Here is a 26,991-nt window from a genome sequence, read left to right on the forward strand (position 1 = left end):
CCGCCGAGCTATTCCCACTCGATGGTGCCGGGCGGCTTGCTGGTGATGTCCAGCACCACCCGGTTGACCTCGGCCACCTCGTTGGTGATCCGGGTCGAGATGCGCTCCAGCACCTCGTAGGGCACCCGGGTCCAGTCGGCGGTCATGGCGTCCTCGCTGGACACCGGCCGCAGCACGATCGGGTGGCCGTAGGTCCGGTTGTCGCCCTGCACGCCGACCGAGCGGACGTCGCCCAGCAACACCACCGGGCACTGCCAGATCTGCTTGTCCAGGCCGGCGGCGGTGAGCTCCTCACGCGCGATAGAGTCGGCGCGCCGCAGCGTGTCCAGCCGCGCCGCGGTGACCTCGCCGACGATCCGGATGCCCAGGCCCGGCCCCGGAAATGGTTGGCGCGCAACGATTTCCTCCGGCAGGCCGAGCTCGCGCCCGACCGCGCGCACCTCGTCCTTGAACAGCAGCCGCAACGGCTCGACGAGCTTGAACTTCAGGTCGTCGGGCAGGCCGCCGACGTTGTGGTGGCTCTTGATGTTCGCGGTACCGCTGCCCCCACCGGACTCCACCACGTCGGGATACAGCGTGCCCTGGACCAGGAACTCGACCTCAGACCCGCTCTCCGCCCCCTCTTCTTGCACAATCTCTCGCACCGCGCCCTCGAACGCCCGGATGAACTGGCGGCCGATGATCTTGCGCTTGCCTTCGGGGTTGGTCACGCCCGACAGCGCCTGCAGGAAGGTGTCGGCGGCGTCGACGGTGACCAGGTTGGCGCCGGTGGCGGCCACGAAATCGCGCTGCACCTGATCGCGCTCGCCGGCGCGCAGCAACCCGTGGTCGACGAACACACAGGTCAATCGGTCACCGATGGCGCGCTGCACCAGCGCCGCGGCCACCGCCGAATCCACCCCGCCGGACAGCCCACAGATGGCGTGGCCGTCTCCGATCTGAGCGCGCACCTGCTCGACGAGCGCATCGGCGATGTTGGCCGGCGTCCAATCCGCGCCGAGTCCGGCGAAGTCGTGCAGGAACCGGCTGAGCACCTGCTGCCCGTGCGGGGTGTGCATCACTTCCGGGTGGTACTGCACGCCGGCCAGGCGCCGGCCCCGATTCTCGAAGGCGGCCACCGCGGCGCCCGCGCTGCTGGCCACCACGTCGAACCCGTCCGGCGCCGCGGTGACCGCGTCGCCGTGGCTCATCCAGACCGGCTGGACATCGGGCAGGCCCGAATGCAGTTCGCCGCCAACCACTTTCAGCTCGGTGCGGCCGTACTCGCTGGTGCCGGTGTGCGCGACGGTCCCGCCCAGCGCCTGCGCCATGGCCTGAAAGCCGTAGCAGATGCCGAACACCGGCAGCCCGAGGTCGAACAGCGCCGGGTCGAGCTGCGGGGCCCCCTCGGCGTAGACGCTGGCCGGTCCACCGGACAGTACGATCGCCGCCGGGTCCCGGTCCTTGATCTCCTCGACCGTGGCGGTGTGCGGGATGACCTCGGAAAACACCCGCGCCTCGCGGACCCGGCGCGCGATCAACTGCGCGTACTGCGCGCCGAAGTCGACGACCAGCACGGGCCGGGGCGAGGGGGTTTCCACGGCTGCCAGCTTAGTGGCAGCCAGCCAAGTGGCATCAACGATCACCGGGCTCGAGCCAGCTCCTGGTGTGCCTCAGCAGCGTGCCCGCGTCGGTTTCGGCAGCCAACTGGAACTCGACCGACATGGCGGGCAGGTGGGGGGCGTACTGCACCCAGCACAACCGGCGGCCCGGGTGCATCGAGGTCACGCGGCACAGGGCGGTGTCGTCGCGGCCGTTGCGGCGGCGGATCAGTCGAAACGACGTGCCGACCTGGAGTCGTTTCTCGTCGGCGGAGTGCTCCACCGCGTCCCAGGCGTCATACCAGTCCGCGATGCCGGCGACGGTGGTGATCAGTTCCCACACCTGGTCGGGCGGCGCGGCGATGCGGATCGACTCGGACAGCTTCTGGTGTCTGGTGCGGCGGAGGGTCATGCGCGCACGCTTTCGATGGCGGCTGGGGTCGACAGGGTGCGACGGGGCCCCCGCGCGCGAGGGCGGGGACCCACCCGCCGGGGCCACCAGAACCACCGCCCGAGTAGGGCGGCGATCGACGGTGTCATCAGCGACCGCACTATCAGCGTGTCGAAAAGCAGGCCGATGCCGACGATCGTCCCGAACTGACCGATCATCTGCAGGTCGCTGAACACGAAGGACGCCATGGTGAAGGCGAACACCAGGCCCGCGGAGGTCACCACCGCCCCGGTTCCGCCCATCGCGCGGATGATTCCGGTCTTGATTCCGGCGCCGATTTCCTCTTTGAACCGCGAGACGAGCAACAGGTTGTAGTCCGATCCCACGGCCAGCAACACGATCAGCGCCATCGCTATGACCAACCAGTGCAACGGAATACCGAGGATGTCTTGCCACACCAGCACCGACAGCCCGAACGACGATCCCAGCGACAGCACCACGGTCCCGATGATGACCAGGGCCGCGACGACGCTGCCGGTGATGACCAGCATGATGATGAAGATCAGGCAGGCCGCGGCGATTCCCGCGATCAGCAGGTCGTACTTGGCCGCGTCGCTCATGTCCTTGTACGTCGCGGCGGTGCCACCCAGATAGATCCTGGCGTCTTCCAAGGGCGTCCCCTTGAGGGCGTGACGCGCGGCCTTCTTGATGGCGTCGACGCGCGAGACGCCTTCGGGGGTAGCGGGATCCCCGTCGTGGGTGATGATCAGTCGCGCGGCCTTGCCGTCCGGCGAGAGGAACATCGCCAGGCCCCGTTTGAAGTCGGGGTTGTCGAAGACCTCCGGCGGCAGGTAGAACGAGTCGTCGTTCTTGGCCGTGTCGAAGGCCTTCCCCATCGCGGAGGCGTTCTGCTGCGCCGCGTCCATCTGGTCCAGCAGGCCCGCGAACGTGCTGTACATCGTCATGGTCATGGTGCGCATGGTCGTCGTCGCGTCGATGATCGGCGGCAGCAGCGAAATCAGCTGCGGCATCAGGCTGTCCAGCCGGTCGGTGTCCTTGACCAGACCACCCAGGTCGTCGGTGAGCGTGTCGACGCCGTCGAGCGCATCGAATGCCGATCGCAGCGCCCAGCAGACGGGGATGTCGAAACAGTGTTGCTCCCAGTGGAAGTAGCCACGCAGCGGGCGGAAGAAGTCGTCGAAATCGGCGATGCGGTCGCGCACTTCGGTCGTGTCGTCGACGATCCGCTTCGTCCGGCCGGCGACGTCGTGTGTGGTGGCGGCGAGCTCGCGCATCATGGCGAGCATGCGTTGCATGGTGTCGATGACGCCGGTCATCTGGTCGGCGATCGCCCGCATGTCGGCCATGCGGTCATGCAAATACTTCATGTTCTCGGTCAGCGTGGTGCCCTGCATGCTGATCTGAAATGGGATGGAGGTGTGCGTGATTGGGGCGCCCAACGGACGGGTGATGGATTGAACGCGGGCGACGCCGTCGGCCCCGAACACGCCCTTGGCCAGCCGGTCCAGCACGAGCATGTCGGCGGGATTGCGCATGTCGTGGTCGGCCTCCACCAGCAGCAGGTCGGGGTTCAACCGGGCGGGCGAAAAGTGCCGCTCGGCCGCGGCGTACCCGATGTTGGACGGGGTGATCCGCGGTAGGTAATTGCGGTCGTTGTAACTCGTCGTGAACGACGGCAGGGCGAGCAGCCCGACGAGCGCGGTCGCCGACGCCGCCGCGAGTATCGGTGCGGGCCACCGGACGACGGCGGTTCCCACCCGCCGCCACCCGCGCGTCTTGATTTTCCGTTTGGGATCGAACAGGCCGAACCGGCTGCCTAGCGTGACGATGGCCGGGCCGAGCGTGAGCGCGCCCGCCACCATGGTGAACATCCCGATCGCGCACGGCGCGCCCAGGGTCTGGAAGTAGGGCAGCGTGGTGAAGCTGAGGCAGAACATCGCGCCGGCGATGGTCAGGCCCGAGCCGAGGACCACGTGGGCGCTGCCGCCAAACATGGTGTAGTAGGCGGTCTCTCGGTCCTGGCCGGCCTGCCGAGCCTCCTGATATCGGCCCACGATGAATATCGCGTAATCGGTGCCCGCGGCGATGGCGAGGACCGGAAGGATCTGGACCGCGAAGGTGGAAAGCCCGATGAACCCGTGGTTTCCGAGAAATGCGATCACTCCTTGCACGGCGGGCAGCTCGATGAAGACCATCAGCAGGGTCAGCAGGACGGTGACCACGGAGCGGTACACGATCAGCAGCATCAGCACGATGACCCCGACCGTCACGCCCATCACCTTGCGGGCGCTCTTGTTGCCGAACTCGAGCTGATCGGTGGTCACGGCCGCCGGGCCGGCGACGTATGCCCGGACCCCTTTGGGCGCCAGCGCACTTGACACGATTCCCCGGACGGCGTCAACGGACTCGTTGGCCAGTGTCTCGCCCTGGTGGCCCGCGAGGAAAACCTGAACGTAGGCGGCCTTGCCGTCGGCGCTCTGCGACCCGGCCGCGGTGAGCGGATCGCCCCAGAAGTCTTGGATGTGCTCGACATGCTTGTGGTCGCGGGCGAGCCTGCGCATCAGTTCGTCGTAAAAGCGGTGCGCCGCGTCGCCCAGCGGTGCCTGGCCTTCCAGCACGACCATGACCGCGCTGTCGGAGTCGAATTCTCCGAACACCTGGCCGATACGCTTCATCGCCTGTATCGCCGGGGCGTCGTCGGGGCTCATCGAAACGGCGTGCGCTTCCCCTACCGCTTCCAGTTGCGGTACAAAGACATTGGTGACCGCGGCCAGCCCGAGCCAGAAAAGCAGGATGGGCACCGACAGCCGGCGGACCGTTCGCGCGATCACGCGGACTTCACCAGGCAATAGGTTTGCGGGTGGATCCCCGATGCCGTTCGCTGGGCCTTGATGTCGCCGTTCACCGTGATTCGGCAGCCGATGACGTCACCGTCGCCCTGGGCCACAACATTCACGCTGACCGCCGGAGCGGTCGTGGCCACGCTGTACGTCCACGGCAGCGGCATGCCGTCGACCCGCTGCGGTGCGGCGTCGACGTCGAGATAGTTGATGTCCGCCACGGTCCCCTCCTGCCCAAAGACCTCCAGGGTCACGTGCTTCGGGTTGAAGGGCTTGATGTCATCGGAGCGCGCGCCGACGGCCGACGTGCCGCCCCGCGCGCCGAAGACGCCATGTAGCCGGTAGACGGCGAAACCGGCGACGCCGACCAGGACCACGACGACCAGCGGAATCCACGCGCGTTTGACGACACTCATCCTCACCCCTGTCCAGCCAGAGTTGGTTAGTCAACTAACAAACACGCTAACCACTGCGATAGCGACGACGCAAGATAGTGTGGATTTTTCAAAGGCTTACTGCCCAATAATCCGCAACCTGCTCTCACGCGCTTGCCGACCAGTCGGCCCCGGTGTTAAGTTGGGCAACTAACTTGATACGGAGGTTCGCACGCATGAGCATCAGTGCAGATCGATTCGGCCCGTGGGCGGTCGTGACGGGAGCGTCGTCGGGAATCGGGCGCGAATTCGCCCACCAGATCGCCGATTCGGGCATCAACGTGGTCCTGGTCGCGCGGCGCCTGGCCGTGCTGCAGGAGCTGGGGGAAGGACTGAGCCGGGGCTACGGCGTCGACTACCGGGCCGTCGGCGTCGACCTGTCCGACCCGGGCTCGCTGACCCCAATCGCCGAGGCCACCAACGACATCGACGTCGGGCTGCTGGTCTCCAATGCCGGCACGGCCCTGCCCGGCCCCCTCGTGGGCTCCGACCTGCAGGCCCAGCGCGCGATCCTGCGGCTGAACACCGCCGCACACCTGGGCTTGACGCACCACTTCGGTGAACGGCTGACGCGGCGCGGCCGCGGCGGCATCCTGCTGGTCTCGGCGCTCGGAGCGGTGCACGGCGTGCCCTACATGGCGCACACCGCGGCGACCAAGGCCTACATCACCAGCCTCGGCGTCGGCCTGCACGGCGAACTGGCCAAGCGGGGCGTGCACGTGACGGTGCTGCACCCGGGGCCCACCCGCACGCCGGCGCTGGGCGACCTGGGCCTCGACCCCGACAAGATGCCGATATCGCCCATGGCGCCGGACGTTTGCGCCCGTGAGGCGCTGCGCGCCCTCGAGCGCAATCGCGCCAACTGCATACCGGGACGAATCAACCGGGTGACCGCCGCGCTGGTGCCGGCGGCCATCACCCGCTCGGTGATGTCGCGGATGTTGTTGCGGCCCACTCTGGCCGAGTCCAAATAGGCGCTCGAAATACATGGACAGACCCATCTGCCTCATCACCGGAGCCACCGACGGCATCGGCAAGGTCACCGCGACCGAGCTCGCCCGCACCGGCTACTGCGTGGTGCTGGCCGCGCGCAACGAGGCGAAGGCGGCAAGCGTCGCAAGCGAAATCGTCGCGGTGACCGGCAACCGCGACGTCGCTTACCTCACCGCCGACCTCAGGTCGCTCGCGCAGCTGCACCGGTTGGCCGAGGCGTTTAGGGCCCGCTACCCGCGACTGGACGTGCTGATCAACAACGCCGGCGTCATCATGCCGCAACGCGTGCTGACCGCCGACGGGTACGAGACGACGTTTCAGGTCAACTACCTGGCGCAGTTCTATCTCACCCAATTGCTGCTCAACGAATTGGAAAAAAGCCCGCAGGGCAGGGTCGTCAACCTCAGCTCGAGCGTCTACCGCGCCGGCAAGTTCGAACCGGACAACCTGCAGAGCGAACGCCGTTTCTCGACGATCCGCACGTATGCCGCGTCCAAGCTGTGCGTGCTGCTCTTCACCATCGAATTGGCGCATCGACTCCGTCCGACCCGCGTCACCGCCAACGCCGCGCACCCCGGAATCGTCCGAACCCCGATGATGCGCGAAGCCCAAGGGGTCTTCCGCGCGATCTCCTTTGCGGCGCTGCCGTTTTCCCGGTCGCCGCAGCAGGGCGCCGCCACCTCGCTGTTCCTCGCCACCTCGCCGGACGCGGCGGCGGCCTCCGGCCAGTACTTCGCCAACGCCGCGCCGAAAAACGTCAAGAGCGCCTACAACACCCCGGAAAACAGGGACCTGCTGTGGAACCTGAGCATGGCCGCGTGCCGTCTATAGTCCGTGAGTGATATGGCTGACTTAACCGACGCCGGCGAGGCCCCCTTGGCGCCGCCGCCCGGCAAGCGCGAGCGACTGATCGCCGCCGCCTGCGACCTGTTCTACCGGCAGGGCATCGCGGGCACCACGCTCGCGCACATCGCCGAGGCCGCCGAGGTCCCGCTGGGCAACATGTACTACTACTTCAAGACCAAAGACGACATCGTGGCCGCCGTCGTCGAGGCGCGCACCGAGGAAATCCGGGCCGCGACCGCGGCCCTGCAGCGCAAGTACGGGAGCCCCAAGGCCCGGCTCAAGGCGCTGGTCGGGATGCTGGCCGAATCGAGCGAGGCTATCGCCGACCACGGCTGCGCCTTGGGGACCCTGTGCACCGAGCTGGCGAACCAACCTGGCCGATCACCTGCACTGACCGCCCCGTTGATGCAAACCCTGCTGGACTGGGCCGAGCAGCAATTCCACGCCATGGGCCGCCGCGACGCGCGCGACCTGGCGCGCGAGCTCGTCATCGCCTACGAGGGCAGCGCGGTGCTGACCAACGCGCTGGCTCAACCCGAGCTGATGGCGCACCAGGCCCGGCGGATGGAAAAGTGGATCAACGCCCTGTAGGTCGGTGTCACATCAGGTGTGTCGGCTGGGCGATGCCGAAGTGGGTGTTGGCGTAGCGCTTCAGCGCGGCCGGGCTGAAGTACACGTGCTGGCCGACGGTGTGCAGATCCCGGAAGCATCGTTGCAGCGGATGGGCGGCGTGCACCGCACCCGCACCGGTCAGGCCGAACGTCGTGTCGACCGCTTGGCGCGCCGCGCGCATCGCCTGCTGGGCGGCGAGCTGGAAACGAGCGCGCTGCTTCAGCGACGGCGCGTCCCCGGCGAGGGCGGTGTCCCAGAGGGAGCCGGCCTCGTCGAGAACGAACGCCCGCGCCGACCGCAAACCCGCCTCGGCACCGGCAAACTCGACCTGCGCGACGGGGTCCGCGGCGAGCGGCTCGAACGTGCCGGCACGGGTCTTCGTGGGCGCCAGGTCGGCGAATTCGTCGAGGGCGCGCCGCGCGATCCCGAGCGGGACGCCGACGAGGGCCACCCCCACCATCGTGAAGAACGGCAGCCGCCACAGCGGCCCGTCATGCCGGGCCGGCCCGAAGAACGGGGCGATGGTGTGTTCCTCGGCGATGCTCAGGCCCCGGGCCACCACGTCGTTGCTACCGGTGCCGCACAACCCCAAAACGTCCCAGTTGTCGACGATTTCGGTCTCGGCGCGGGGGAAGAACCCGAGGCGCCAGTCCGGGCCCTGTCCCGGAATCATGCGCGGCGCCTGACCGTCGTCGAATACGAACATCCCCGTCAGTAACCACTCGGCGTGGCGGCATCCGCTCGCGAACGGCCATCGGCCGTCGACGGCGAACCGGCCCCCGCCGTCGGGGACGGCCCTCCCGGTGGGGGAAAACACGGTGGCCGCCAGGAAGTCGGCGTTCGCGCCGAACAGGTCTTCGGCGACGTCCGGCTCGAGCCAGGCGGTGAACGCCGGCGCGCCCGCACCGATGGCCGCGATCCAGCCCGTCGACCCGTCGGCGCGCGCCAACTCCTCGATCATCTCGATGTAGTCGACCGGGGCCACTTCGAATCCGCCGAGCGCGCGCGGTTGCACCGCCCGGAAGACGCCGGCCGCACGCAGCAACGCCACCAGCTCGATCGGCAGCGTGCCGAGCGCCTCGGCGTCGTCGGCGGCCCGCGTGATCTCCGTTGCCAGGGCGCGTGCTACCGCCGTGGGATGGTCGCCGTCGGCCAAAGTGGCGGCGCGTGTCGCGGTTGTCATGTCGGCTCCCCTTTTTCTGATACAGTAATTTGTAATAGATACAGGAGCATGTACTGAAATATGGGATCTGTCAAGAGCCAGCCCCCGCGCCGCTACGACTCGAGCCGTCGACGCCAACAGGCCCAACAGAATCGGCGCGCCGTGCTCACGTCAGCCCGCCAACGCTTCCTGGCGCAGGGCTATGCCGCGACGACCATCGCGGAGATCGCGCGGGACGCCGGCGTGTCGGTCGAGACGGTGTACAAAGCATTCGCGACCAAGGCGGGCGTGCTCAAGGCGCTCTTCGACGTGTCCGTCGCGGGCGACGACGAACCGATCCCGATGGCCGAGCGCGACGTCATCCAGAAGGTGCGCGACGCCCCGGACGCCGCCCGCAAGCTCGAGCTCTACGCCAAGCACCTGGCCGCCACCATGCCGCGCAGCGCCCCGGTCCAGCTGCTGGCCCGCGATGGCGCCGCTTCGTCGGCCGACGCCGCGGAGGTCTGGAAGCAGATCCGGCACGAAACCCTCACGGCCATGACGATGTTCGCCGCCGGCCTCGCCGGCACCGGACAGCTTCGGGTCAGCGCCACGCAGGCGCGCGACATCCTGTGGACCTACCACGCGCCCGAGCTCTACGAGCTTCTCGTGCTCGAACGTGGTTGGTCGGCCACCCGCTACGGCAAGTTCATCGCCCAGGCGTGGATCGACGCCCTGCTCGACTAGCGCCCGACGCGGCCTGGATCACGGCGTCGACAACGCTGCGGATTCGGGCGGCGGCTTGATCGGGGTCGGGCTGACCGGCGTCGAGCCAGGCGATGACGGCGTCGATCGTCATTGTGGGCAGCAGCCGCGCCGCCCAGTTGCGCCAACCTTCGTCGGCGATGCCCTCGAGGTGGCGGCGGGTGATCTCGGCCGAACGCTCGACGAGGGTGTCGATGATGTCGCGGAAGTCGGCTTCGCGTGCGGCATGGCGATAGAGCAGCCGGAAGGTGTCGGGATCGGCTGCGGCGGCGCGGATTAGCGCGGGGATGCTGGCGTCGTCGAAGTCGTCGGGGCCGGTGGCTTCGCGAAGGCGCGCGTGACCGCCTTCGATGACCTCCCGGTACAGGTCGGCCTTGGAGGCGAAGTGCCGGTACAGGATCACCGGGGTGACACCGGCTTCCGCGGCGATGGCGTCGAGTCCCGTGTTCGCGAAGCCGCCGCGGGCGAAGGCGCGCGTGGCGGCATCGAGTATCTGTTCCCGCCGCTGGGCGCGGGGCATCCGCCGGGTCGACTCGGACCGGACCACCGTCATCTCAGACTCCTCTTGTCTAGAGGAGAGTGTACAAGTAATCTTGTATAACTTGCCGTATACAAGGTGGCGCCATGACAGCGATTCATGCGGTGCGCACGCCGGTCGGCCACGAGGCCTGGCTGGTCACCGACTACGCGCAGGTGCGGCGGCTGCTCGACGACGATCGCCTCGGTCGCTCGCATCGGAACCCCGAAACCGCCTCTCGCACGGGGGAATCCGCGCTGTTCGGTCGGCCGCTGGGCGACTTCGACACCGAGGAGGCCGATCACTCGCGGATGCGCGCACTGCTGCAGCCCCACTTCTCACCGCGGCACCTGCGGTCGCTGGAACCCAGGGTCGCGGCGCTCACCGCCGGCCTGCTGGACGAACTTGCGGCGCAGGGGCCCCCGGCCGACCTGCACGCGCGCCTCGCGCTGCCGCTGCCCATCCTGGTGATCTGCGAGCTGCTCGGGGTGCCTTACGCCGACCGTGAGCAGTTCCGGGCCTGGGCGGAGGACGCCGGCAACGTGCGCGATCACGCCCGCTCCGAGCGCGGGCTGGCCGAGCTGTTCGATTACGGCCGCCGGATGGTCGAGCGTAAGCGCGCCCATCCCGGCGACGACGTGATGTCGCGGCTGTGCGCCACCGACGGGGTCTCCGACGAGGAGGCCGCCACGATGTCGATGTTCCTGCTGTTCGCCGGGCACGAGACCACGGTGGTCCAAATCGGGCTGGGCGCAATGCTGTTGCTGACGAATCGCGATCAATGGCGGGCGCTCGTCGACGATCCCGCGCTGATCCCGCACGCCGTCGAGGAGCTGCTGCGGGCGACGTCGGGTGGCGGCGGTGTGGGCGGAGTTCCGCGCTACGCGCGCACCGATTTCGACATCGACGGCGTCACCATCCACGCCGGGGACCTGGTGCTGCTGGACATCAACGCCGCCAACCACGACCCCACGGCCTTCCCCGACCCGCAGTGTGTCGACGTCGCCCGCAAGGAGACCGCCCACCTGACGTTCGGGCACGGCGCCCGCTACTGCATCGGAGCCCCGCTAGCCCGCATCGAGCTGAAAACCATTTTCGGACAACTGATTCCGCGATTCCCGTCGATGCGCCTGACCGTCGATCCCGAGACACTGCCGACGCGCGGTGACGTGCTGGCCGGCGGTCTCGCCGAACTTCCGGTGTCCTGGTGAGGATTGCTACGGCGGGAGCGGACTGGTCGGCGGAGGCGGAGCAGGCGGCGCCGGTAAGGCTCCGGTAGTGACGATCGAAACGGCGTCGGCTGCGGCTTCGGCTTCAAGCGCCCTGCCCAGCCTAGCCAGTGCGTCGGCGCCCTCTTCCACGCTGCGTTCGACGCTTTGCACGGGTGGTGGTACGGCCATCGACAAGAGGGGACGAACAAGATTGTTGTTCAATTGCTGGAGGTCGGCCCGGAGCGCGGTTTGGCCCGCGGCGTATGCCAGCTCGTCAGCCACCGTGGCCTGGATTTTTGTGACGACCTTCGCGACGGGGTACCCGGCGAAAAGGGTACCCAGATTCTCCGCCGGAGTCGCCTGGGCCGACGGCAATTGCTGCCAGGGCGCCAGTTGGGCGACCACCGCCGAGGCCGCGCCGTGATAGCCCGACAGCGCGGCGACGTTTTGGGCCCACATCTCCTCGTACGCGCCCTCCGTGGCCGCGATCGCCGGGGCGTTGAACCCGAACGGGTTGGAGCGCACCAGCGACAGCAGCTGCAGGCGGTTGCCGGTGACGGCCGCCGGGTGGGTGATCGCCGCCTTGGCCGCCTCGAAGATCTCGGCGGTCGCATTGGCCTGCGCGGCAGCTCCGGCGGCCTGAGCCGCCGATGCGTTGAGCCACTGCGCATACTGGGCGGCCACGCCCGCCATGGCCGCCGACGCCGGACCCTGCCAGGGCCCGTCCGCCAGGCCCGAGGTCACCGAGGAGAACGACTCCGCCGCCGACCCCAACTCGTCGCCCAACCCGGCCCAGCTCGCCGCGGCGGCCAGCATCGGCCCCGAGCCGGCACCGGTATACATCTGCGCGGACGTCACCTCTGGCGGCAGCACCGCAAAACTCATCACAGCCGTCCCTTCGTATGGACATGTGTGCCAGGGCAAAACAACCCCAAGGCGATACGACTGTATTGCAGGGTGAGCCGAAAATCCACGATTTCGGAAAAGTGGGTCTAGAGGAGCGCGAACGCCCGGCGCACGGCGTCGACGGCCTCGGGGTCGCCATCGAACTCGATGCGCCGCAGCGCCGCCCGCCGCTTGGCCTCGCTGGCGCCGAGGCGCGCGGTGACCAGGTCCGCGGCGCTCGCGGTGATCTTCACCGAAGGCTCGCCACGAGCGCCGGCGAGCCGCCCCTGCGTCACGGCGAATTCGAAACGACGGCCGTCGATTTCGATGCGGATCGTCGCCTCCAGGCCCGCCGCGCCAGCCGAATCGAAGCCAAGCAGGATTCCGGCCAGGAACCCGTTCAACGGCGTCGCCGGGCCGTCCCCGATCGGGTCCAGCCGGTCCAGCCCGAACCACGCGACGCTCCGCAGGACGGGCAGCGCACGCTGCCAGCCCATGTCGCTGAGGGTGTACACGGTGCGCCCGATCGGGGCGGGCAGGTCGGTCCGGTCGACGAGCCCGGCCGCCTGCATTTCCTTGAGACGCTCGGCGAGCAGATTGGTCGCAATCCCGGGCAACGCGTCACGCAGGTCGCCGTAGCGGCGGGGTCCACCGACCAATTCGCGCAGAATCAGCAGCGTCCACCGCTCGCCGAGAACGTCGAGTCCGCGCGCGATCGGGCAGTTCTGGTTGTACATCCTGCGTGACGCCACGAGTCCACTCTAACCCGGGCAGACATCTTTTTCAACTTGCTACTTGATTTATCTATCTCATGGCTTTAGCGTCTTGTGCATGAGTATCGAACCCGTCTTCCCGATCTTCAAAAACCGCCCGATCGCCGCGCTCGCCGTCATCTGCCTCGGCGTCTTCGTCATCAGCGTCGATGCCACCATCGTCAACGTCGCCCTGCCCACCCTGTCGCGCGAACTCGGCGCCGACACCGCCCAGCTGCAATGGATCGTCGACGCCTACACGCTGGTCATGGCCGGGCTGCTGCTGTCGGCCGGCAGCCTGTCCGACCGCTACGGCAGGCGGGGCTGGCTCAACTCCGGACTCGCGCTGTTCGCGGTCACCTCCGCCGTTGCCGCGCAGGTGAATTCGGCCGACGCGCTGATCGCGGCGCGCGCCGCGATGGGCATCGGCGCCGCGGTGATCTTTCCGACCACGCTGGGCCTGATCACCAACATCTTCACCGACCCGGTCCCACGCGCAAAGGCGATCGGACTGTGGGCGGCCATGGTCGGCGTGGGGGTGGCCGTCGGGCCGATCAGCGGCGGCTGGCTGCTCGAACACTTCTGGTGGGGCTCGATCTTCATGGTCAACATCCCCATCGCGGCGCTGGCCATCGTCGGGGGAATCCTGTTCGTCCCCACCTCGCGCGACCCCGCGGCGCCACGCGTCGACGTCCCCGGCCTGATCCTGTCCGCGGTAGGAATCACGACGCTGGTCTACACCGTCATCGAGGCGCCCACCTGGGGATGGACCAACGTCCGCACCGCAGCCGGATTCGCCCTCGCGACAGCCGTTCTCGCCGCGTTCGCGGTGTGGGAGCGGCGCAGCACCCACCCGATGCTGGACGTCTCGGTGTTCGCCAACCGGCGGTTCTCCGGCGGCAGCCTGGCCGTCACCGCCGGCTTCCTCACCCTGTTCGGGTTCATCTTCGTCATTACGCAGTACTTCCAGTTCATCAAGGACTACACCGCGTTTCAGGCCGGCGTGCGGCTGCTCCCGGTCGCCGCATCCATCGCGTTGGCCAGCATCCTGGGGCCCCGGCTGGTGGAACGAATCGGCACCACCGCCGTCGTCGCCGGCGGCCTGACCGTGTTCGCCGCCGGCCTGGCGTGGGCCTCCACGGCCGATGCCGCCACGCCCTACATCCAGATCGCCCTGCAGATGCTGCTGCTCGGCGGCGGCCTGGGCCTGACCGTTTCGCCGGCCACCGAGGCCATCATGGGATCGCTGTCGGTCGACAAGGCCGGCGTCGGCTCGGCCGTCAACGACACCACGCGTGAACTCGGCGGCACCCTCGGCGTGGCCATCGCGGGCAGCGTCTTCGCGTCGGTGTACTCCGGACGTCTCGGCACAGCCGCGTTGACCGGACTGCCCGCCGACGCGATGCGGCGCTCGATGGCGTTGGCGCACACGGTGATCGGACGGCTGCCCATCCAACAGGCGGGCCACGTCCGCGCCGTAGTCGATCGCGCCTTTCTCGACGGCATGCAGGTGAGCTCTCTGGTGTGCGCGGGCATCGCACTGGGCTCCGCGATCGTCGTGGCCTGGCTCCTGCCCGCCCGCGCGCGCCAAGCGACGCCGTCCCCCGAACTGGCCAGGGCCTAATAACTCCCAACCACAGAAAGGCGCGAAACCAATGAGTACAACCGAAAGCAGCTATGTCCTCGGGCACACCGACGAAGAGGTGCAGCGGCTGCTCCTGCAAGGACGGCTCTACGACGGCTACACCGAACACGCGCTGCGGCTGGCCGGGCTGCGACCGGGCATGCGGGTGCTCGATATCGGCAGCGGGCCCGGCGACGTGTCGTTCGTCGCCGCCCGGCTGGTCGGCCCGACCGGAAGCGTCCTCGGCGTCGACGCCGCGCCCGCGATGGTCGAACTGGCCCACACCCGCGCCGCCGAAAAGGGCCTGTCCAATGTGCGTTTCACGCAGGCCTCTATCGACTCGATCGCCCTGGACGAACCGGTCGACGCGGTGATCGGCCGGCTGATCCTGATGCACCTACCCGACCCGGCCGCCACACTGCGGCACCTGACCTCCCTGGTGCGCCCCGGCGGCGTGGTCGCGTTCGCCGAAATCGACATCACCCGGGCGCGCAGCGTCCCGGAGCTGCCGCTGTTCAGCCGGGTGATCGCGGGCATCGTCCGCGCCTTCGAGGCCATGGGCCTCAGCCCGCGGTTCGGCACCACGCTGCACACGGTCTTCGCCGACGCCGGCCTGGGGGCGCCGCAGTTGGCCATCGGCGCGCCGATCGGCACCGCCGCCGACGTCGACATCCTCGCCTACGGCGCGGAAGTCTGGCGGCTCGTCTCGCCCATCGCCGAACAAGGTGGCTTCGGCCTGGATGATCTCGGTGACATCGGCGAGTTCGTGCCACGTTTCCGCGAGGAGGCGCTGGCGGCCGACGCCCTGATCACCATGCCTTCCATCATCACCGCATGGGCAGAGGTGCGGAAATGAACTCCATAATCCAGGCCCAGTACTCGACAGGCTTGTCCCGCAACAACATCGAACGCGCGCTGCGCTCCGCCGGAATGGACCTCGACCACCTGGCGCCCGCCGACCTGGCGATGCTGGAGGACTTCCACACCATGGGCCGCATCGCCACCGCCCAACTGGTCGACCTGGCGGGCATCACCAATGACAGCGACGTCCTCGACGCCGGCAGCGGCGTCGGCGGCACCGCGCGCTATGTCGCCGACCGCTTCGGCGCTCGGGTCGCCGCGGTGGACCTCACCGACGAATACTGCGAAACCAACCGCTGGCTCAACGGGCTGGTCGGACTCGGCGACCTGATCTCGGTTCGTCAGGCCGACGTCACCGAACTCCCCTTCGCCGACGGCACGTTCGACGTCGCCATCAGCCAGCACGTCCAGATGAACGTGGCCGACAAGGCGCGCCTGTACTCCGAGGCGCATCGGGTGCTCAAGGACGGCGGGCGACTCGCCCTGTGGGACATCACGATTGGCGGCGGCGGCGAGCTCACCTATCCCCTGCCCTGGGCCGACGAACCCGCGCGCAGCCACCTGGCGACCCCCGACGAGCTGCGCGCCGCGGTCGAGTCCGCGGGTTTCACCGTCACGGCGTGGAACGACCTCACCGACCAGGCGGCCGCGCTCATGCAAGCCATCCTGGCCCAGCCCGACGGCCCGCTGGGCCTGCATGCGTTCGTCACCGACTTCCGCCGAAAGGCCGAAAACCTGACTGGGGCACTGGCCGACGGGCGCCTGCGCGCCATCCAGGCGCTGTGCGAACGGTGACCACGATGGCCCCCAACGAGATTGCGGAACAACGCTACACGCTGGAGTGGAGCGGCGGCCGCGGCGAGGTCAGGTTCCTCCGGCGATCGGACGGCTCCCGGTTGCGCTACTTCACGGCGGGAACCGGCCCACCGCTCGTCCTGCTGCACACCGTCCGCACGCAGCTGGACTACTTCCAGCGAGTGGTGCCGGCGCTGTGGGACGACTTCACCGTGTACGCGCTGGACCTGCCCGGCATGGGCTGGTCCGACGTCGTACTGGGCGCCCGATACGGCGAGCCCGAATTGCGCGGCGCGGTCGTCGAATTCGTCAGGGCTCTAGACCTGCGCGACGTCACGCTGGCCGGCGAATCGATGGGCGGCGCGCTCGCGCTGCTGGCCTCGATCGAGCTGACCGACCGGGTGAGCAACGTGATCGCCTTCAACCCCTACGACTACCCCAGTGGCCTCGAACGCGGCAACTGGTTCGCCCGCGTGATCGGGACGGGCGTGCGCCTGCCCGGTTCCGGACCGGTCTTCGCCGCGCTCGAGAATCGCCTCATCCTGCGCGGCGTGCTGGCCGGCGGCTTCGCCGACTCCGGCGCGCTGCCGAAGGACTTCCTCGTCGAGCTGCGCCGCAGCGGCCGCCGTCCGGGCTACCCCCGGGTGAATCGGGCCATCATGCGCGTCCTTCCCGGGCTCATCAACGCGAAAGACCGCTACCCGCAGGTGAAGACGCCGGTCACGCTGGTCTACAGCGAGCACGACTGGTCGCGCCCCGCGGAGCGGGACCAGGTCGCCCGCCTACTGGGTGTCGGGGCCGTCACGGTAGGCGGCGCGGGCCACTTCTCGGCCCTCGAACGCCCCACGGAGATGGTCCGCATCGTGCGACAGGCGCGGCGATGTTGAGTGGCCAGCGAAGACGAAACCGTCTATGCGCCAGCCGGTTTCAGCTTGTTTAAGGTGGTGTACCACCAGTCGGCGCGCCTGGCCTCGCGGCGGACACTACCGATTGTGGACCAGCACATGGCGATTCGCGGTCCCCCTAGCACGGGACCAATCTAGGTGTGTCGTATTCGGGCAGGCCACCGAGCTTCCACAGGATGGCCCGCAGGCGCAAATGAGCCCGTGAGGCCGGCCGCGCGTCTGGGCCGGGGCGATGGCCGGCAACCGGCGAAAGGACCCAACCATGAACGGACGTCGGGATCTACCAGTCGCCCCTGTCCACACGAGAATAGTGTGCGGTCTATGAGGCGACTATCCGTGGGGTTGGCGATGGCTGCGGTGATCGCTGGCGGTGTGAACCTGGCGGCTCCTGCCCATGCCGGCCCGTCGTATTGGCAATACTTGTTCTACGACGGGAGAGGTCATGCCAATGTTCGGCAATAAGGACCAGGCGGCCAAGGATGAGGTCAACCGCGCCGCGGGGCTCGAGGCGGAGCGGCTGATGGCGCTGTCACCGGCGGAGCTGGCCGCAGAGCTCATGCCGGCGTTCGGCCCACATGGAGCAGCGCCGAATGCCAAGCCATTACCCGGTAACCCGGTAAGCCTCCGCTGCGTCGAGCTCACCGAATGGCTGCTTTCCGGTGCACCCCTGCCCCCGCGGAGCCCGCTGGCGCCGCGCTTGGAGGGTGCCCTACGGGAGGCCGTGCAGGTGCTCGAGCATGCCGAATTGGTCTACTTGAGCGGCCAGGGGGAAAGCATTAGCAATCAGAAGTGGAGCGCCACCCGTTCAGGCTTGTCGGCCCTGGCCGAGGGTGAGGCCGTTGTCAGGCAGCGCATCAATGATCGGTAGGAGGCGCGCGACACCCGCGGGACCCGCGGTCAAACGACACGGATCCGCATCATTCGGCGCGAGCGCCGTCCATAAGCTGTGCTGGTGCAACGCTGCCAGGAGTGCGGATTCGCATACGACCTGACCGCCGCGGGGCGCGCCGGTGACGAGATCCGGGGTGGCATCGCCGAATTGGCCCGGCTGCTCGCCACCGTCGAGCCGGCCACCCTCTCGCGGCGGACCGCGCCGCAGCTGTGGTCACCGCTGGAGTACGCCTGCCACCTCCGCGACGTACTGATCACGCAGCGTGAGCGCGTGCTGCTGGCCCGACGCGTCGACGTGCCCGCCGCCGTGCCGATGGGCCGCGACGAACGCGTCGCCCACGAGGGGTACGCCGAAAGCGACCCCGCCGAAGTCGCCGAGGAGCTGACGATCGCGGCGCGGCTGCTGGCGAACACCCTGCGCCGGCTCGACGACGCCGACTGGGAGCTCCGCATCGTCTACAACTGGCCGCGGCCCACCCAGCGGACGCTCCGCTGGGTGGCCGTCAACACGATGCACGAGGTGCGCCACCACCTACTGGACATCGACCGCCAACTTGCCTAGGCCGTACCGGTAGCGGGCCGGGTCAACCGACGGGGCGTGCTCGCGTTGCCACACGGCCGACTCGGCCGAATACCGGGGCCGGGCGGGCTGGGGATGTTGCTGGCGCCTGTCGAAGCGGTCGAGCCGGTGCGCGGGCACCAGGCCGGTCAGCATCAGATTCCCGATCTCGCGCACCACTTTTCCCGGGGTGCGCCGGGTGTCCGCCGCCTCGATGTATCGGCGGGCGATCGTGGGGAAGTCTTCGGGTTCGACCCCGGCGACGTCGCGCACGTGGGTGGTCGGGCCGCCCACCTCCCAGACTCCCAGCGCGGTCTCGGGCAGGTAGTGGCGCAACCCGGACTCGAAGTACGTGTCGACTCCGAGACGCTTGGCGTTCACGTGCACCGCTCGCATGAACATCCATGGGGGCATTTCCATGAGGCGGATCCGCCGCCCCATGGCGTCACCTACTATCTCCGCGACCTCTTTGCCGGACAACAGCTTTGGCCCGGTCGGACGGTAGGCCCGACCGTCGTGGCGATGCGGGTCGAGCAATGCACCCACCGCGACCCGGGCGATGTCCTCGTTGGACGGGGGCGCGTTGAGTCGTCCCCCGGTGCTCGGTGCCGGCAGCACCCCGAGTTGGACGGTAACCGGCAGCGCCATGAAATAGTTGTCCGCGAAGAAGCCGGGATCCACCGCGACGTGGGCGGTGTCCGGCAGCAGCCGAAACAGCTTGTCGGACAACCAGTGCTGGCGCGTCATCAGCGACGGATGCTCGGGGCTGGCCAGCCACTGGCCCAGCGCGACCACCGCCTCGACGCCGGCGTCTCGCGCGGCCACGGCGAAGCTGACCGCGCTGTCGAGCGCGTGCGGGTGGTACGGAGGGTTGAAGAACAACCGGTCCACACCCTCGACCGCGGCCCGAACCTGTTGAATGTCAAGCATATCCGCCACAACGACCTCGGCGCCCAACGTCCGCAACCGGGCACTGCGCGCGTCGTCGCGGCGCACCAGTGCCCGCGTCGGCACGCCCCTTTCCAGCAATTGGGCGACCACGGCGCCGCCTATCCTTCCCGTCGCGCCGGTGACCAGCACACGTGTGTTCGTCATTGAACTTTCCTTCCCTTTCGAACCGAAATGTGACCGGTGGTTACATTCGCAGTATGCGCCGGTGATGTGACCGTTGTCAACATTCCAGCCGGCGTGAGATCGTGATGGCATGAATTCCGTCGGCCCCCCTGCCAAAAGGGGCTACCACCACGGTGCGTTGCACTCGGCCCTGGTCGAGGCGAGCATCGCGCTGGCCCGCGAGGGCGGGCCCGACCGGGTGATCCTGCGCGAGGCGGCCCGCGCCGCCGGGGTGTCGCACTCGGCCGCCTACCGCCACTTCGCCGACCGTGAGGCGCTGCTGGCCGAGGTGTCGAGCTACGCGCGCGACGAGCTGGCCGCGCAGATGCGCCGGCGCGTCAGTCGCACCAACGACCCGCGCAAGAGGCTGCGCGCGGTCGGCACCGCCTACGTCGACTTCGCCATGTCCGAACCGGGATTGTTTCGCACCGCGTTCACCTCGCACCCCGCGACGTCCCCCGGGGCAACCGACACGACCGCCGACCCATTCGGGGTCCTCGGCCAGGTGCTCGACGAGGCCCAGGCCGCCGGCCTGCTAGACGCGCGCCGCCGGCCGGGGGCCGAAATCGCCGCCTGGTCGGCGGTGCACGGGCTGGCCTGCCTGCTGCTCGACGGACCGCTCCCTCAAACCCCCGCGGCCGTCCGTTTCGCACGGACCCAGGTGTTCGACCTCATCGAGCGCGGCCTGCTGAACGACGCGTAAACCGGCGGGGCAAAGGCCGCGATCCCTGGCGGCAGGCATCTCGGCATGGTGGAGTGGGTATCGCACCAATTAGTCGCCCGACTCGATACCCGAGAGTGAGGTCACCCGTGCTGGGTCTGCCGGAGAAGGTGCGCGCCTGCCTGTTCGACCTCGACGGGGTGCTCACCGATACCGCGAGCGTTCACACCAAGGCCTGGAAGGCCATGTTCGACGCCTACCTGGCCGAGCGGGCCAAGCGAACGGGGGAAGATTTCGTCCCCTTCGACGCGGCCGCCGACTACCGAAAGTACGTGGACGGCAAGAAGCGCGAGGACGGCGTCCGGTCGTTCCTCGAGAGCAGGGGAATCGAGCTGCCGGACGGCGATCCGGACGACCCGGGCGACGCCGAGACGATATACGGCCTGGGCAACCGCAAGAACGACATGTTCCAGAAGGTCCTGCGCGACGACGGCGTGGAGGTGTTCGAGGGATCGCGCCGCTACCTGGAGGCGGTCTCGGCCGCCGGCCTCGGCATCGCCGTGGTGTCCTCGAGTGCCAACACCCGCGACGTCCTCGAGATCACCGGCCTCGACCGGTTCGTCCAGAAGCGGGTGGACGGCGTCACGCTGCGCGACGAGCACATCGCCGGCAAGCCGGCCCCCGACTCCTACCTGCGCGGCGCGGAGCTGCTCGATGTCCCCGCGGACGCCGCGGCCGTCTTCGAGGACGCGCTGTCCGGCGTGCAGGCCGGCCGGGCCGGTCACTTCGGCTACGTGGTGGGTGTCGACCGGGTGGGCCAGGCCGAGGACCTGCGCCGCAACGGCGCCGACGTGGTGGTCACCGATCTCGCGGACCTGCTGTGAGGCATGATCCCCGATGATCACTGAGGAGTGCTACCCCGTCGAACCGTGGCAGATCCGCGAGACCCGGCTCGACCTGAACCTGCTGGCGCAGTCCGAATCGCTGTTCGCCCTGTCCAATGGGCACATCGGGCTGCGCGGCAACCTCGACGAGGGCGAGCCACACGGCCTGCCAGGCACCTACCTCAACTCCTTCTACGAGATCCGGCCCCTGCCGTACGCCGAGGCCGGCTTCGGCTACCCGGAGGCGGGCCAGACGCTCGTCGACGTCACGAACGGCAAGATCATCCGGCTGTTGGTCGAGGACGAGCCGTTCGACGTGCGCTACGGCGAGCTGCTCTCCCACGAGCGGGTGCTCGACCTGCGCGCCGGGACGCTGACCCGCCGCGCGCACTGGCGCTCGCCCAACGGCAAGCAGGTCCGGGTCGTGTCCACCCGGCTGGTCTCGCTGGCCCAGCGCGGGGTCGCGGCCATCGAGTACGTCGTCGAAGCGGTCGAGGAATTCGTGCGGGTCACGGTGCAGTCCGAGCTGGTCACCAACGAGGACCAGCCCGAGACCTCCGACGACCCGCGGGTGTCGGCGATCCTGGAGAACCCGCTCGAAGCCGTCGACCATGAAAACACCGAAACCGGAGCGCTTCTCATGCACCGGACCCGGGCCAGTGCGCTGATGATGGCCGCCGCGATGGACCACGAGATCGATGTTCCAGGCCGCGTCGAATTCAGCACCGACGCCCGTCCCGACCTGGCGCGCACCACGGTGATCTGCGGGCTGCGCCCGGGCCAGAAGCTGCGCATCGTGAAATACCTGGCGTATGGCTGGTCGAGCATGCGCTCCCGCCCGGCGCTGCGCGACCAGGCCGCCGCCGCGATCCACAGCGCCCGCTACAGCGGCTGGCAGGGACTGCTGGACGCGCAGCGGTCCTACCTCGACGACTTCTGGCAGAACGCCGACGTCGAGGTGGAGGGCGACCCCGAATCCCAACAGGCCGTCCGGTTTGGGATGTTTCACCTGCTGCAGGCGAGCGCGCGCGCCGAGCGCCGCGCCATCGCCGCCAAGGGGCTCACCGGAACCGGCTACGACGGCCACGCCTTTTGGGACACAGAGGGTTACGTGCTGCCCGTGCTGAGCTACACCGCGCCGCACACCGTCGCCGACGCGCTGCGGTGGCGGGCGTCGACGCTCGACCTCGCCAAGGAGCGCGCGGCCGAGCTCGGCCTCGACGGCGCCAGCTTCCCCTGGCGAACCATCCGCGGGCAGGAGTGCTCGGCCTACTGGCCGGCCGGGACGGCGGCCTGGCACATCAACGCCGACATCGCCATGGCCTTCGAGCGGTACCGCATCGTCACCGGCGACCAGGAGCTGGAGCGGGAGTGCGGGCTGCGGGTGCTGGTCGAGACGGCCCGGCTGTGGATGTCGCTCGGGCACCACGACCGGCACGGCGTGTGGCACCTCGACGGCGTCACCGGTCCGGACGAGTACACGGCGGTCGTGCGCGACAACGTCTTCACCAACCTGATGGCGGCGCACAACCTGATCACGGCCGCCGACGCGTGCAACCGCCACCCCGAGGAGGCGGAGGCGCTGGAGGTCACCAACGAGGAAGCGGCCGCGTGGCGCGACGCCGCCGGTGCCGTCAACATTCCCTATGACGCGGAGCTCGGCGTCCATCAGCAGTGCGAGGGCTTCACCACCTTCGCCGAATGGGACTTCGAAAAGAACACCACCTATCCCCTGCTGTTGCACGAGGCGTACGTGCGGCTCTACCCCGCGCAGGTGATCAAGCAGGCCGACCTCGTGCTGGCGATGCAGTGGCAGAGCCACGCGTTCACGCCCGAACAGAAGGCGCGCAACGTCGACTACTACGAGCGGCGCATGGTGCGCGACTCGTCGCTGTCGGCCTGCTCCCAGGCCGTGATGTGTGCCGAGGTGGGCCATCTGGAGCTGGCCCACGACTATGCCTACGAGGCCGCCCTGATCGACCTGCGCGATCTGCACCACAACACCCGCGACGGGTTGCACATGGCGTCGTTGGCCGGGGCCTGGATGACCCTGGTCGTCGGGTTCGGCGGCCTGCGCGACGACGAGGGCGTCCTATCGCTGGATCCCCTACTGCCCGACGGCATTTCGCGGCTACGGTTCCGGCTGCGCTGGCGCGACTTCCGGCTGACCGTCGACGTCAACCACTCCGATGTGACCTACACCGTGCACGACGGGCCCGACCACGACCTGGACATCCGACACGCCGGCGAGCAGCTCACCCTGCACACCGATGCGCCGACGACCGTGGCGGTGCACATCCGCAAGCCGCTCCTTCCGACGCCCCAGCAGCCGCCGGGCCGCGAGCCGATGCACCGGCGCGCGCTGGCCCGGACTCAGTGAGGCTCGACGATGCGGGCCACCTCGGCCTGCACCGCCTCGCGTATTTCGTCGTCGGTCAGCTCGTCCAGACCGGTGGCCGAGCGCAGGAAGGGCGCGAACAGCCGCCAACCCAATTGCAGCGCAAAGCCATTGGCGACGGCCAGGCGGGCGCTGCGGTCGTCCTGGTGGGTCGGGCGGAACCGGTCGAACAACAGGGCGGCGCCCGGAAACCGCGACTGCAACTTGCCCGCGGGGTAGCCGTCGAGCAACGTGCGGGCCATCACCCGCATGTGGCGGTCCAGCGCCCGCTCGGCCTCAGGGGAGGAGGGGTCGGCCTCCAGCAACGCGGTCGTCGTCGCGCCTAGGTGATCGAGCACGGCGCCCACCAACTGTTCCTTGGCGCCGAAGTACCGAAACACCAGGCCGTGGTTGACCTTCGAACGTGCGGCGATGTCGCGGATCGACGTGGCCGCGGGACCGCGCTCGGCGAACAGGTCGGTGGCCGCCTCCAGGATCGCCGCCACCACTTCTTCCCTACCGGTAGGACTCTCGCGGCGCTCAACCCTTGCGGAACTGTTAGTCACGTGACTACACTACACGTTAGTCAAGTGACTACTACCGAGTTACGGCAAAAAGGACGATTGAAATGACACAGCCAGTGACCGTCACCAAGCTGGGCAGCCGGATCGGCGCCCGAGTCGACGGGGTGAAGCTGGGCGGCGACCTCGACCAGGCCACCGTCGACCAGATTCGCGGGGCCCTCCTGACCCACAAGGTGATCTTCTTCCGCGGGCAGGATCACCTCGACGACGAGCAACAGCTCGAGTTCGCGCGGCTGCTGGGCACCCCGATCGGCCACCCCGCGGCCGCCTTCCTCGCGGGCAAGGACGCGCCGACCATCACGCCCATCAACTCCGAGTACGGCAAGGCGACGCGCTGGCACACCGACGTGACGTTCGCCGCGAACTACCCCGCGGCCTCGATCCTGCGCGCGGTCACGCTGCCCAGCTACGGCGGCTCGACGCTGTGGGCCTCCACCGCGGCTGCCTACGACGAACTGCCCGAGCCGCTCAAATCACTGGTCGAGAACTTGTGGGCGCTGCACACCAACCGCTACGACTACGTGACCCCGGAATCGAACGAGGCGATGACCGAGGCGCAGCGCGCGTTTCGGCAGGCGTTCGACAAGCCCGATTTCCGGACCGAGCACCCGGTTGTGCGCGTGCACCCCGAGACCGGTGAGCGCACGCTGGTGCTGGGCGACTTCGTTCGCGGGTTCGTCGGGCTGGACAGCTACGAATCGACGGTGCTGCACGAGCTGCTGCAACGGCGAATCACCGCGCCCGAGAACACCATTCGCTGGACTTGGAGCTACGGCGACGTCGCCATCTGGGACAACCGGGCCACGCAACACCGTGCCATCGACGACTACGACAACCAGCATCGGCTGATGCACCGGGTCACGCTGATGGGCGATGTGCCCGTCAACGTGCACGGCGAACGCAGCCGGGTCGTCAGCGGGGCCCTGCTCGATGCCACCACGCCCGCCGAGATTGCGAGCTGATTTGAGGGGTCAGCCTGCGGTGCTCACGGGGTTGCTCGGTAGCCAGCGCAACGCGCCCGGCGCGTGCGCTGGCACCACCGGGTGCACGGGCGGAATCGGGGACAGCCTGCGGTAGGCGTCGCCCTGCGGCGGCCGCAGGTCGTTCTCGCCCTTGTTCGGCCACAGCGACGCGGCCCGCTCGGCTTGGGCGGTGATCGACAGCGACGGGTTGACACCCAGGTTCGCCGAGATCGCCGCGCCGTCCACCACGAACAGGGTGGGATACCCGTAGACCCGGTGATACGGGTCGATGACGCCGCTTTCGGGACCATCGCCGATCACCGCGCCGCCGAGGAAGTGCGCCGTCAGCGGGATGTTGAACAGCTCGCCCCACGTGCCGCCGGCCACGCCGTCGATCTTGGCGGCGATGCGGCGGGTGACCTCGTTGCCGACCGGGATCCACGAGGGGTTGGGCTCGCCGTGCCCCTGTTTGCTGGAATACCAACGGATTCCGAGCTTGCCGCGCTTGGTGAACGTGGTGATCGAGTTGTCCAAGTGCTGCATCACCAGCGCGATCACCGTGCGTTCGCTCCACTGCCGCACGTTGATCATCCGCAGGATTCCGCGCGGGTCCTCGCGGCCCTGGTCCAGCAGCTGCTTCCAGCGCGGCGTATCGGTGCCGCCCGGTCCGTGCCCGTCGGTCATCAGTGTCTGCAGCAGCCCCATCGCGTTGGAGCCCTTGCCGTAGCGGACGGGCTCGACGTGCGTGTCCGACGTCGGGTGGATCGACGACGTGATCGCCACCCCGTGCGTGAGGTCCAGATCGGGCTTCACCTCCAGCGTCGCGGCGCCGACGATGGACTCGGAGTTGGTGCGGGTCAGCACGCCGAGGCGTCCCGACAGACGAGGCAGCTTCCCCCGATCGCGCATCTTGAACAGCAGGTGCTGCGTCCCCCAGGTGCCCGCTGCCAGGATCAGGTGCGAGGCGGTGTAGGTGCGCCGGTCGCGGCGCAGCCAACTTCCGGTGCGTACCGTTCGGACCTCCCACAGGCCGTCGGGACGCTGCTCGAAGCCCTTCACCGTGGTCATCGGGATGACTTGCGCGCCATTGGCTTCCGCGAGGCCGAGGTAGTTCTTCACCAGCGTGTTCTTGGCGCCGTAGCGGCAGCCGGTCATGCAGCAGCCGCATTCCAGGCAGCCGGTCCGGTCCGGCCCGGCGCCCCCGAAGTACGGGTCCGGCACGGTCTTACCGGGCGCCTTGGTGCCGTTCGGGCCGAAGAACACCCCGACCGGGGTCGGCACGAACGTGTCACCACACCCCATCTCGTCGGCGACCTCCTTCATCAGGCGGTCGGCGTCGGTGAACGTCGGGTTCTCCACCACGCCCAGCATCCGTTGGGCCTGCTCGTAGTGCGGCATCAACTCGTCGCGCCAGTCGGTGATGTGCGCCCACTGCCGGTCTTTGAAGAAGGGCTCCGGCGGCACGTACAGGGTGTTGGCGTAGTTGAGCGAACCGCCGCCCACCCCGGCGCCGGCCAGGATCATCACGTTGCGCAGCGGGTGGATCCGCTGGATGCCGTAGCAACCCAGCCTGGGCGCCCACAAGAACTTGCGCAGGTCCCAGGAGGTCTCGGCAAACTCCTGGTCCGAGAACCGGCGGCCGGCCTCCAGCACGCCCACCCGGTAGCCCTTTTCCGTCAGCCGCAACGCGCTGACGCTGCCCCCAAACCCCGACCCGATGATCAGGACGTCGTAATCCGGCTTCATTGCACCAGTATGGCCGTACCGGCCGGTAACAAACCAGGGGG

General features: G+C 68.7%; 25 protein-coding genes and 1 pseudogene. 15 read left to right on the plus strand and 11 right to left on the minus strand.

The genetic code is table 11. From position 1 onward, the window contains the following. Positions 1-8: 8 nt before the first annotated feature. The 4 genes from guaA to AWB92_RS08295 are packed head-to-tail and all read right to left on the minus strand — an operon-like array spanning position 9 to position 5,248. A complete protein-coding gene (guaA, locus tag AWB92_RS08280) occupies positions 9-1,580 on the minus strand; it encodes a glutamine-hydrolyzing GMP synthase (RefSeq protein WP_085184897.1) in 1,572 nt (523 codons plus the stop codon). Between the two features lie 34 nt (positions 1,581-1,614). Continuing rightward, a complete protein-coding gene (locus AWB92_RS08285; RefSeq protein ID WP_085184898.1) occupies positions 1,615-1,992 on the minus strand; it encodes an SRPBCC family protein in 378 nt (125 codons plus the stop codon). Continuing rightward, complete coding sequence (locus tag AWB92_RS08290; protein ID WP_277622284.1) at positions 1,989-4,823, minus strand: MMPL family transporter; 2,835 nt, start codon at positions 4,821-4,823, stop codon at positions 1,989-1,991. The genes AWB92_RS08285 and AWB92_RS08290 overlap by 4 nt, the downstream gene beginning before the upstream one ends. After that, on the minus strand, positions 4,820-5,248 hold the full coding sequence (locus tag AWB92_RS08295) for an MmpS family transport accessory protein (protein WP_085184899.1): 429 nt from the start codon (positions 5,246-5,248) through the stop codon (positions 4,820-4,822). Before AWB92_RS08295 ends, AWB92_RS08290 begins: the two co-directional genes overlap by 4 nt. 194 nt (positions 5,249-5,442) lie before the next feature. Here AWB92_RS08295 and AWB92_RS08300 point away from each other — a divergent pair, with 194 nt between their 5' ends. From AWB92_RS08300 to AWB92_RS08310, 3 genes are read left to right on the plus strand one after another with little or no spacing between them, the layout of a single operon-like run. Next, positions 5,443-6,240, plus strand: a complete 798-nt coding sequence (locus AWB92_RS08300) for an SDR family NAD(P)-dependent oxidoreductase (protein WP_085184900.1) — start codon at positions 5,443-5,445, stop codon at positions 6,238-6,240. Between the two features lie 13 nt (positions 6,241-6,253). Next, a complete protein-coding gene (locus tag AWB92_RS08305) occupies positions 6,254-7,090 on the plus strand; it encodes an SDR family oxidoreductase (RefSeq protein WP_085184901.1) in 837 nt (278 codons plus the stop codon). 12 nt (positions 7,091-7,102) lie between these two features. Then, positions 7,103-7,696: a TetR/AcrR family transcriptional regulator gene (locus AWB92_RS08310; RefSeq protein WP_068180918.1), complete on the plus strand. Its 594-nt coding sequence runs from the start codon at positions 7,103-7,105 to the stop codon at positions 7,694-7,696. Between the two features lie 7 nt (positions 7,697-7,703). On the opposite strand, the gene AWB92_RS08315 is transcribed toward AWB92_RS08310, so the two are convergent. Continuing rightward, entirely contained in the window at positions 7,704-8,900 is a 1,197-nt protein-coding gene (locus tag AWB92_RS08315) for an acyl-CoA dehydrogenase family protein (protein WP_085184902.1), read from the minus strand. A gap of 60 nt (positions 8,901-8,960) precedes the next feature. On the opposite strand from AWB92_RS08315, the gene AWB92_RS08320 reads away from it, so the two are divergent. Beyond that, positions 8,961-9,605: a TetR/AcrR family transcriptional regulator gene (locus AWB92_RS08320; protein WP_085184903.1), complete on the plus strand. Its 645-nt coding sequence runs from the start codon at positions 8,961-8,963 to the stop codon at positions 9,603-9,605. Here the strand turns inward: AWB92_RS08320 and AWB92_RS08325 are convergent. Next, a complete protein-coding gene (locus tag AWB92_RS08325) occupies positions 9,568-10,176 on the minus strand; it encodes a TetR/AcrR family transcriptional regulator (protein WP_068180912.1) in 609 nt (202 codons plus the stop codon). The two genes, AWB92_RS08320 and AWB92_RS08325, sit on opposite strands and share 38 nt — an antisense overlap. A gap of 71 nt (positions 10,177-10,247) precedes the next feature. On the opposite strand from AWB92_RS08325, the gene AWB92_RS08330 reads away from it, so the two are divergent. Further along, positions 10,248-11,351, plus strand: coding sequence for a cytochrome P450 (locus AWB92_RS08330; RefSeq protein WP_085184904.1), 1,104 nt, complete (start codon positions 10,248-10,250; stop codon positions 11,349-11,351). A gap of 351 nt (positions 11,352-11,702) precedes the next feature. Here the strand turns inward: AWB92_RS08330 and AWB92_RS30435 are convergent. Together AWB92_RS30435 and AWB92_RS08340 are read right to left on the minus strand one after the other, a co-directional pair. Continuing rightward, positions 11,703-12,236, minus strand: a pseudogene (locus AWB92_RS30435) (PPE family protein); the annotation flags it as partial. A gap of 107 nt (positions 12,237-12,343) precedes the next feature. Further along, positions 12,344-12,973 (minus strand): helix-turn-helix domain-containing protein, encoded by a 630-nt coding sequence (locus AWB92_RS08340; RefSeq protein WP_085184906.1) that lies wholly within the window; start codon positions 12,971-12,973, stop codon positions 12,344-12,346. Positions 12,974-13,067: 94 nt separating this feature from the next. On the opposite strand from AWB92_RS08340, the gene AWB92_RS08345 reads away from it, so the two are divergent. From AWB92_RS08345 to AWB92_RS08370, 6 genes are all read left to right on the plus strand, one after another. Beyond that, on the plus strand, positions 13,068-14,612 hold the full coding sequence (locus AWB92_RS08345; RefSeq protein WP_085184907.1) for an MFS transporter: 1,545 nt from the start codon (positions 13,068-13,070) through the stop codon (positions 14,610-14,612). Between the two features lie 31 nt (positions 14,613-14,643). Beyond that, entirely contained in the window at positions 14,644-15,468 is an 825-nt protein-coding gene (locus AWB92_RS08350) for a class I SAM-dependent methyltransferase (RefSeq protein WP_085184908.1), read from the plus strand. Beyond that, positions 15,465-16,268: a class I SAM-dependent methyltransferase gene (locus tag AWB92_RS08355; protein ID WP_085184909.1), complete on the plus strand. Its 804-nt coding sequence runs from the start codon at positions 15,465-15,467 to the stop codon at positions 16,266-16,268. The genes AWB92_RS08350 and AWB92_RS08355 overlap by 4 nt, the downstream gene beginning before the upstream one ends. Before the next feature lie 5 nt (positions 16,269-16,273). Then, positions 16,274-17,155 carry an alpha/beta hydrolase gene (locus AWB92_RS08360; RefSeq protein ID WP_085184950.1) on the plus strand — a complete coding sequence of 294 codons (882 nt, stop codon included), beginning with the start codon at positions 16,274-16,276 and terminating at the stop codon, positions 17,153-17,155. Positions 17,156-17,621: 466 nt separating this feature from the next. Further along, entirely contained in the window at positions 17,622-18,041 is a 420-nt protein-coding gene (locus AWB92_RS08365) for a hypothetical protein (RefSeq protein ID WP_085184910.1), read from the plus strand. A gap of 81 nt (positions 18,042-18,122) precedes the next feature. Further along, positions 18,123-18,626, plus strand: coding sequence for a DinB family protein (locus AWB92_RS08370; RefSeq protein WP_085184951.1), 504 nt, complete (start codon positions 18,123-18,125; stop codon positions 18,624-18,626). On the opposite strand, the gene AWB92_RS08375 is transcribed toward AWB92_RS08370, so the two are convergent. After that, positions 18,597-19,718: an NmrA family NAD(P)-binding protein gene (locus AWB92_RS08375; RefSeq protein ID WP_158090369.1), complete on the minus strand. Its 1,122-nt coding sequence runs from the start codon at positions 19,716-19,718 to the stop codon at positions 18,597-18,599. The two genes, AWB92_RS08370 and AWB92_RS08375, sit on opposite strands and share 30 nt — an antisense overlap. A 109-nt stretch (positions 19,719-19,827) precedes the next feature. On the opposite strand from AWB92_RS08375, the gene AWB92_RS08380 reads away from it, so the two are divergent. The 3 genes from AWB92_RS08380 (at position 19,828) to AWB92_RS08390 (ending at position 23,661) form a co-directional block, all read left to right on the plus strand. Then, a complete protein-coding gene (locus AWB92_RS08380) occupies positions 19,828-20,439 on the plus strand; it encodes a TetR/AcrR family transcriptional regulator (RefSeq protein ID WP_085184912.1) in 612 nt (203 codons plus the stop codon). A gap of 68 nt (positions 20,440-20,507) precedes the next feature. Beyond that, complete coding sequence (locus AWB92_RS08385; protein ID WP_173817383.1) at positions 20,508-21,281, plus strand: beta-phosphoglucomutase family hydrolase; 774 nt, start codon at positions 20,508-20,510, stop codon at positions 21,279-21,281. Between the two features lie 13 nt (positions 21,282-21,294). Continuing rightward, the gene (locus AWB92_RS08390) at positions 21,295-23,661 is read left to right on the plus strand and encodes a glycoside hydrolase family 65 protein (protein ID WP_085184914.1); all 2,367 of its coding nucleotides are present in this window, start codon (positions 21,295-21,297) and stop codon (positions 23,659-23,661) included. On the opposite strand, the gene AWB92_RS08395 is transcribed toward AWB92_RS08390, so the two are convergent. Then, on the minus strand, positions 23,655-24,224 hold the full coding sequence (locus tag AWB92_RS08395) for a TetR/AcrR family transcriptional regulator (RefSeq protein WP_085184915.1): 570 nt from the start codon (positions 24,222-24,224) through the stop codon (positions 23,655-23,657). The genes AWB92_RS08390 and AWB92_RS08395 overlap by 7 nt on opposite strands. Positions 24,225-24,286: 62 nt before the next feature. Between AWB92_RS08395 and AWB92_RS08400 the strand changes: the two genes are divergently transcribed. Further along, positions 24,287-25,204, plus strand: coding sequence for a TauD/TfdA family dioxygenase (locus AWB92_RS08400; protein ID WP_085184916.1), 918 nt, complete (start codon positions 24,287-24,289; stop codon positions 25,202-25,204). A 9-nt stretch (positions 25,205-25,213) separates the two neighbouring features. Here AWB92_RS08400 and AWB92_RS08405 read toward each other — a convergent pair whose 3' ends face one another. Continuing rightward, positions 25,214-26,950 (minus strand): GMC family oxidoreductase, encoded by a 1,737-nt coding sequence (locus AWB92_RS08405; protein ID WP_085184917.1) that lies wholly within the window; start codon positions 26,948-26,950, stop codon positions 25,214-25,216. Between the last annotated feature and the right edge of the window lie 41 nt (positions 26,951-26,991).

Origin of the sequence: Mycobacterium sp. IEC1808 (genome assembly GCF_002101935.1) — a bacterium.
Lineage (GTDB): Bacteria > Actinomycetota > Actinomycetes > Mycobacteriales > Mycobacteriaceae > Mycobacterium.

What these genes read in the sequence shown, in the direction of transcription:
- AWB92_RS08315 (WP_085184902.1), bottom strand. Translation starts at nt 8,900, where the DNA reads ATGACAACCGCGACACGCGCCGCCACTTTGGCCGACGGCGACCATCCC.
- AWB92_RS08305 (WP_085184901.1), top strand. Translation starts at nt 6,254, where the DNA reads ATGGACAGACCCATCTGCCTCATCACCGGAGCCACCGACGGCATCGGC.
- AWB92_RS08360 (WP_085184950.1), top strand. Translation starts at nt 16,274, where the DNA reads ATGGCCCCCAACGAGATTGCGGAACAACGCTACACGCTGGAGTGGAGC.
- AWB92_RS08365 (WP_085184910.1), top strand. Translation starts at nt 17,622, where the DNA reads ATGTTCGGCAATAAGGACCAGGCGGCCAAGGATGAGGTCAACCGCGCC.
- AWB92_RS08320 (WP_085184903.1), top strand. Translation starts at nt 8,961, where the DNA reads ATGGGATCTGTCAAGAGCCAGCCCCCGCGCCGCTACGACTCGAGCCGT.
- AWB92_RS08325 (WP_068180912.1), bottom strand. Translation starts at nt 10,176, where the DNA reads ATGACGGTGGTCCGGTCCGAGTCGACCCGGCGGATGCCCCGCGCCCAG.
- AWB92_RS08285 (WP_085184898.1), bottom strand. Translation starts at nt 1,992, where the DNA reads ATGACCCTCCGCCGCACCAGACACCAGAAGCTGTCCGAGTCGATCCGC.
- AWB92_RS08350 (WP_085184908.1), top strand. Translation starts at nt 14,644, where the DNA reads ATGAGTACAACCGAAAGCAGCTATGTCCTCGGGCACACCGACGAAGAG.
- AWB92_RS08345 (WP_085184907.1), top strand. Translation starts at nt 13,068, where the DNA reads ATGAGTATCGAACCCGTCTTCCCGATCTTCAAAAACCGCCCGATCGCC.
- AWB92_RS08355 (WP_085184909.1), top strand. Translation starts at nt 15,465, where the DNA reads ATGAACTCCATAATCCAGGCCCAGTACTCGACAGGCTTGTCCCGCAAC.
- AWB92_RS08390 (WP_085184914.1), top strand. Translation starts at nt 21,295, where the DNA reads ATGATCACTGAGGAGTGCTACCCCGTCGAACCGTGGCAGATCCGCGAG.
- AWB92_RS08310 (WP_068180918.1), top strand. Translation starts at nt 7,103, where the DNA reads ATGGCTGACTTAACCGACGCCGGCGAGGCCCCCTTGGCGCCGCCGCCC.
- AWB92_RS08375 (WP_158090369.1), bottom strand. Translation starts at nt 19,718, where the DNA reads ATGACGAACACACGTGTGCTGGTCACCGGCGCGACGGGAAGGATAGGC.
- AWB92_RS08400 (WP_085184916.1), top strand. Translation starts at nt 24,287, where the DNA reads ATGACACAGCCAGTGACCGTCACCAAGCTGGGCAGCCGGATCGGCGCC.
- AWB92_RS08380 (WP_085184912.1), top strand. Translation starts at nt 19,828, where the DNA reads ATGAATTCCGTCGGCCCCCCTGCCAAAAGGGGCTACCACCACGGTGCG.
- AWB92_RS08295 (WP_085184899.1), bottom strand. Translation starts at nt 5,248, where the DNA reads ATGAGTGTCGTCAAACGCGCGTGGATTCCGCTGGTCGTCGTGGTCCTG.
- AWB92_RS08405 (WP_085184917.1), bottom strand. Translation starts at nt 26,950, where the DNA reads ATGAAGCCGGATTACGACGTCCTGATCATCGGGTCGGGGTTTGGGGGC.
- AWB92_RS08330 (WP_085184904.1), top strand. Translation starts at nt 10,248, where the DNA reads ATGACAGCGATTCATGCGGTGCGCACGCCGGTCGGCCACGAGGCCTGG.
- AWB92_RS08300 (WP_085184900.1), top strand. Translation starts at nt 5,443, where the DNA reads ATGAGCATCAGTGCAGATCGATTCGGCCCGTGGGCGGTCGTGACGGGA.
- AWB92_RS08340 (WP_085184906.1), bottom strand. Translation starts at nt 12,973, where the DNA reads ATGTACAACCAGAACTGCCCGATCGCGCGCGGACTCGACGTTCTCGGC.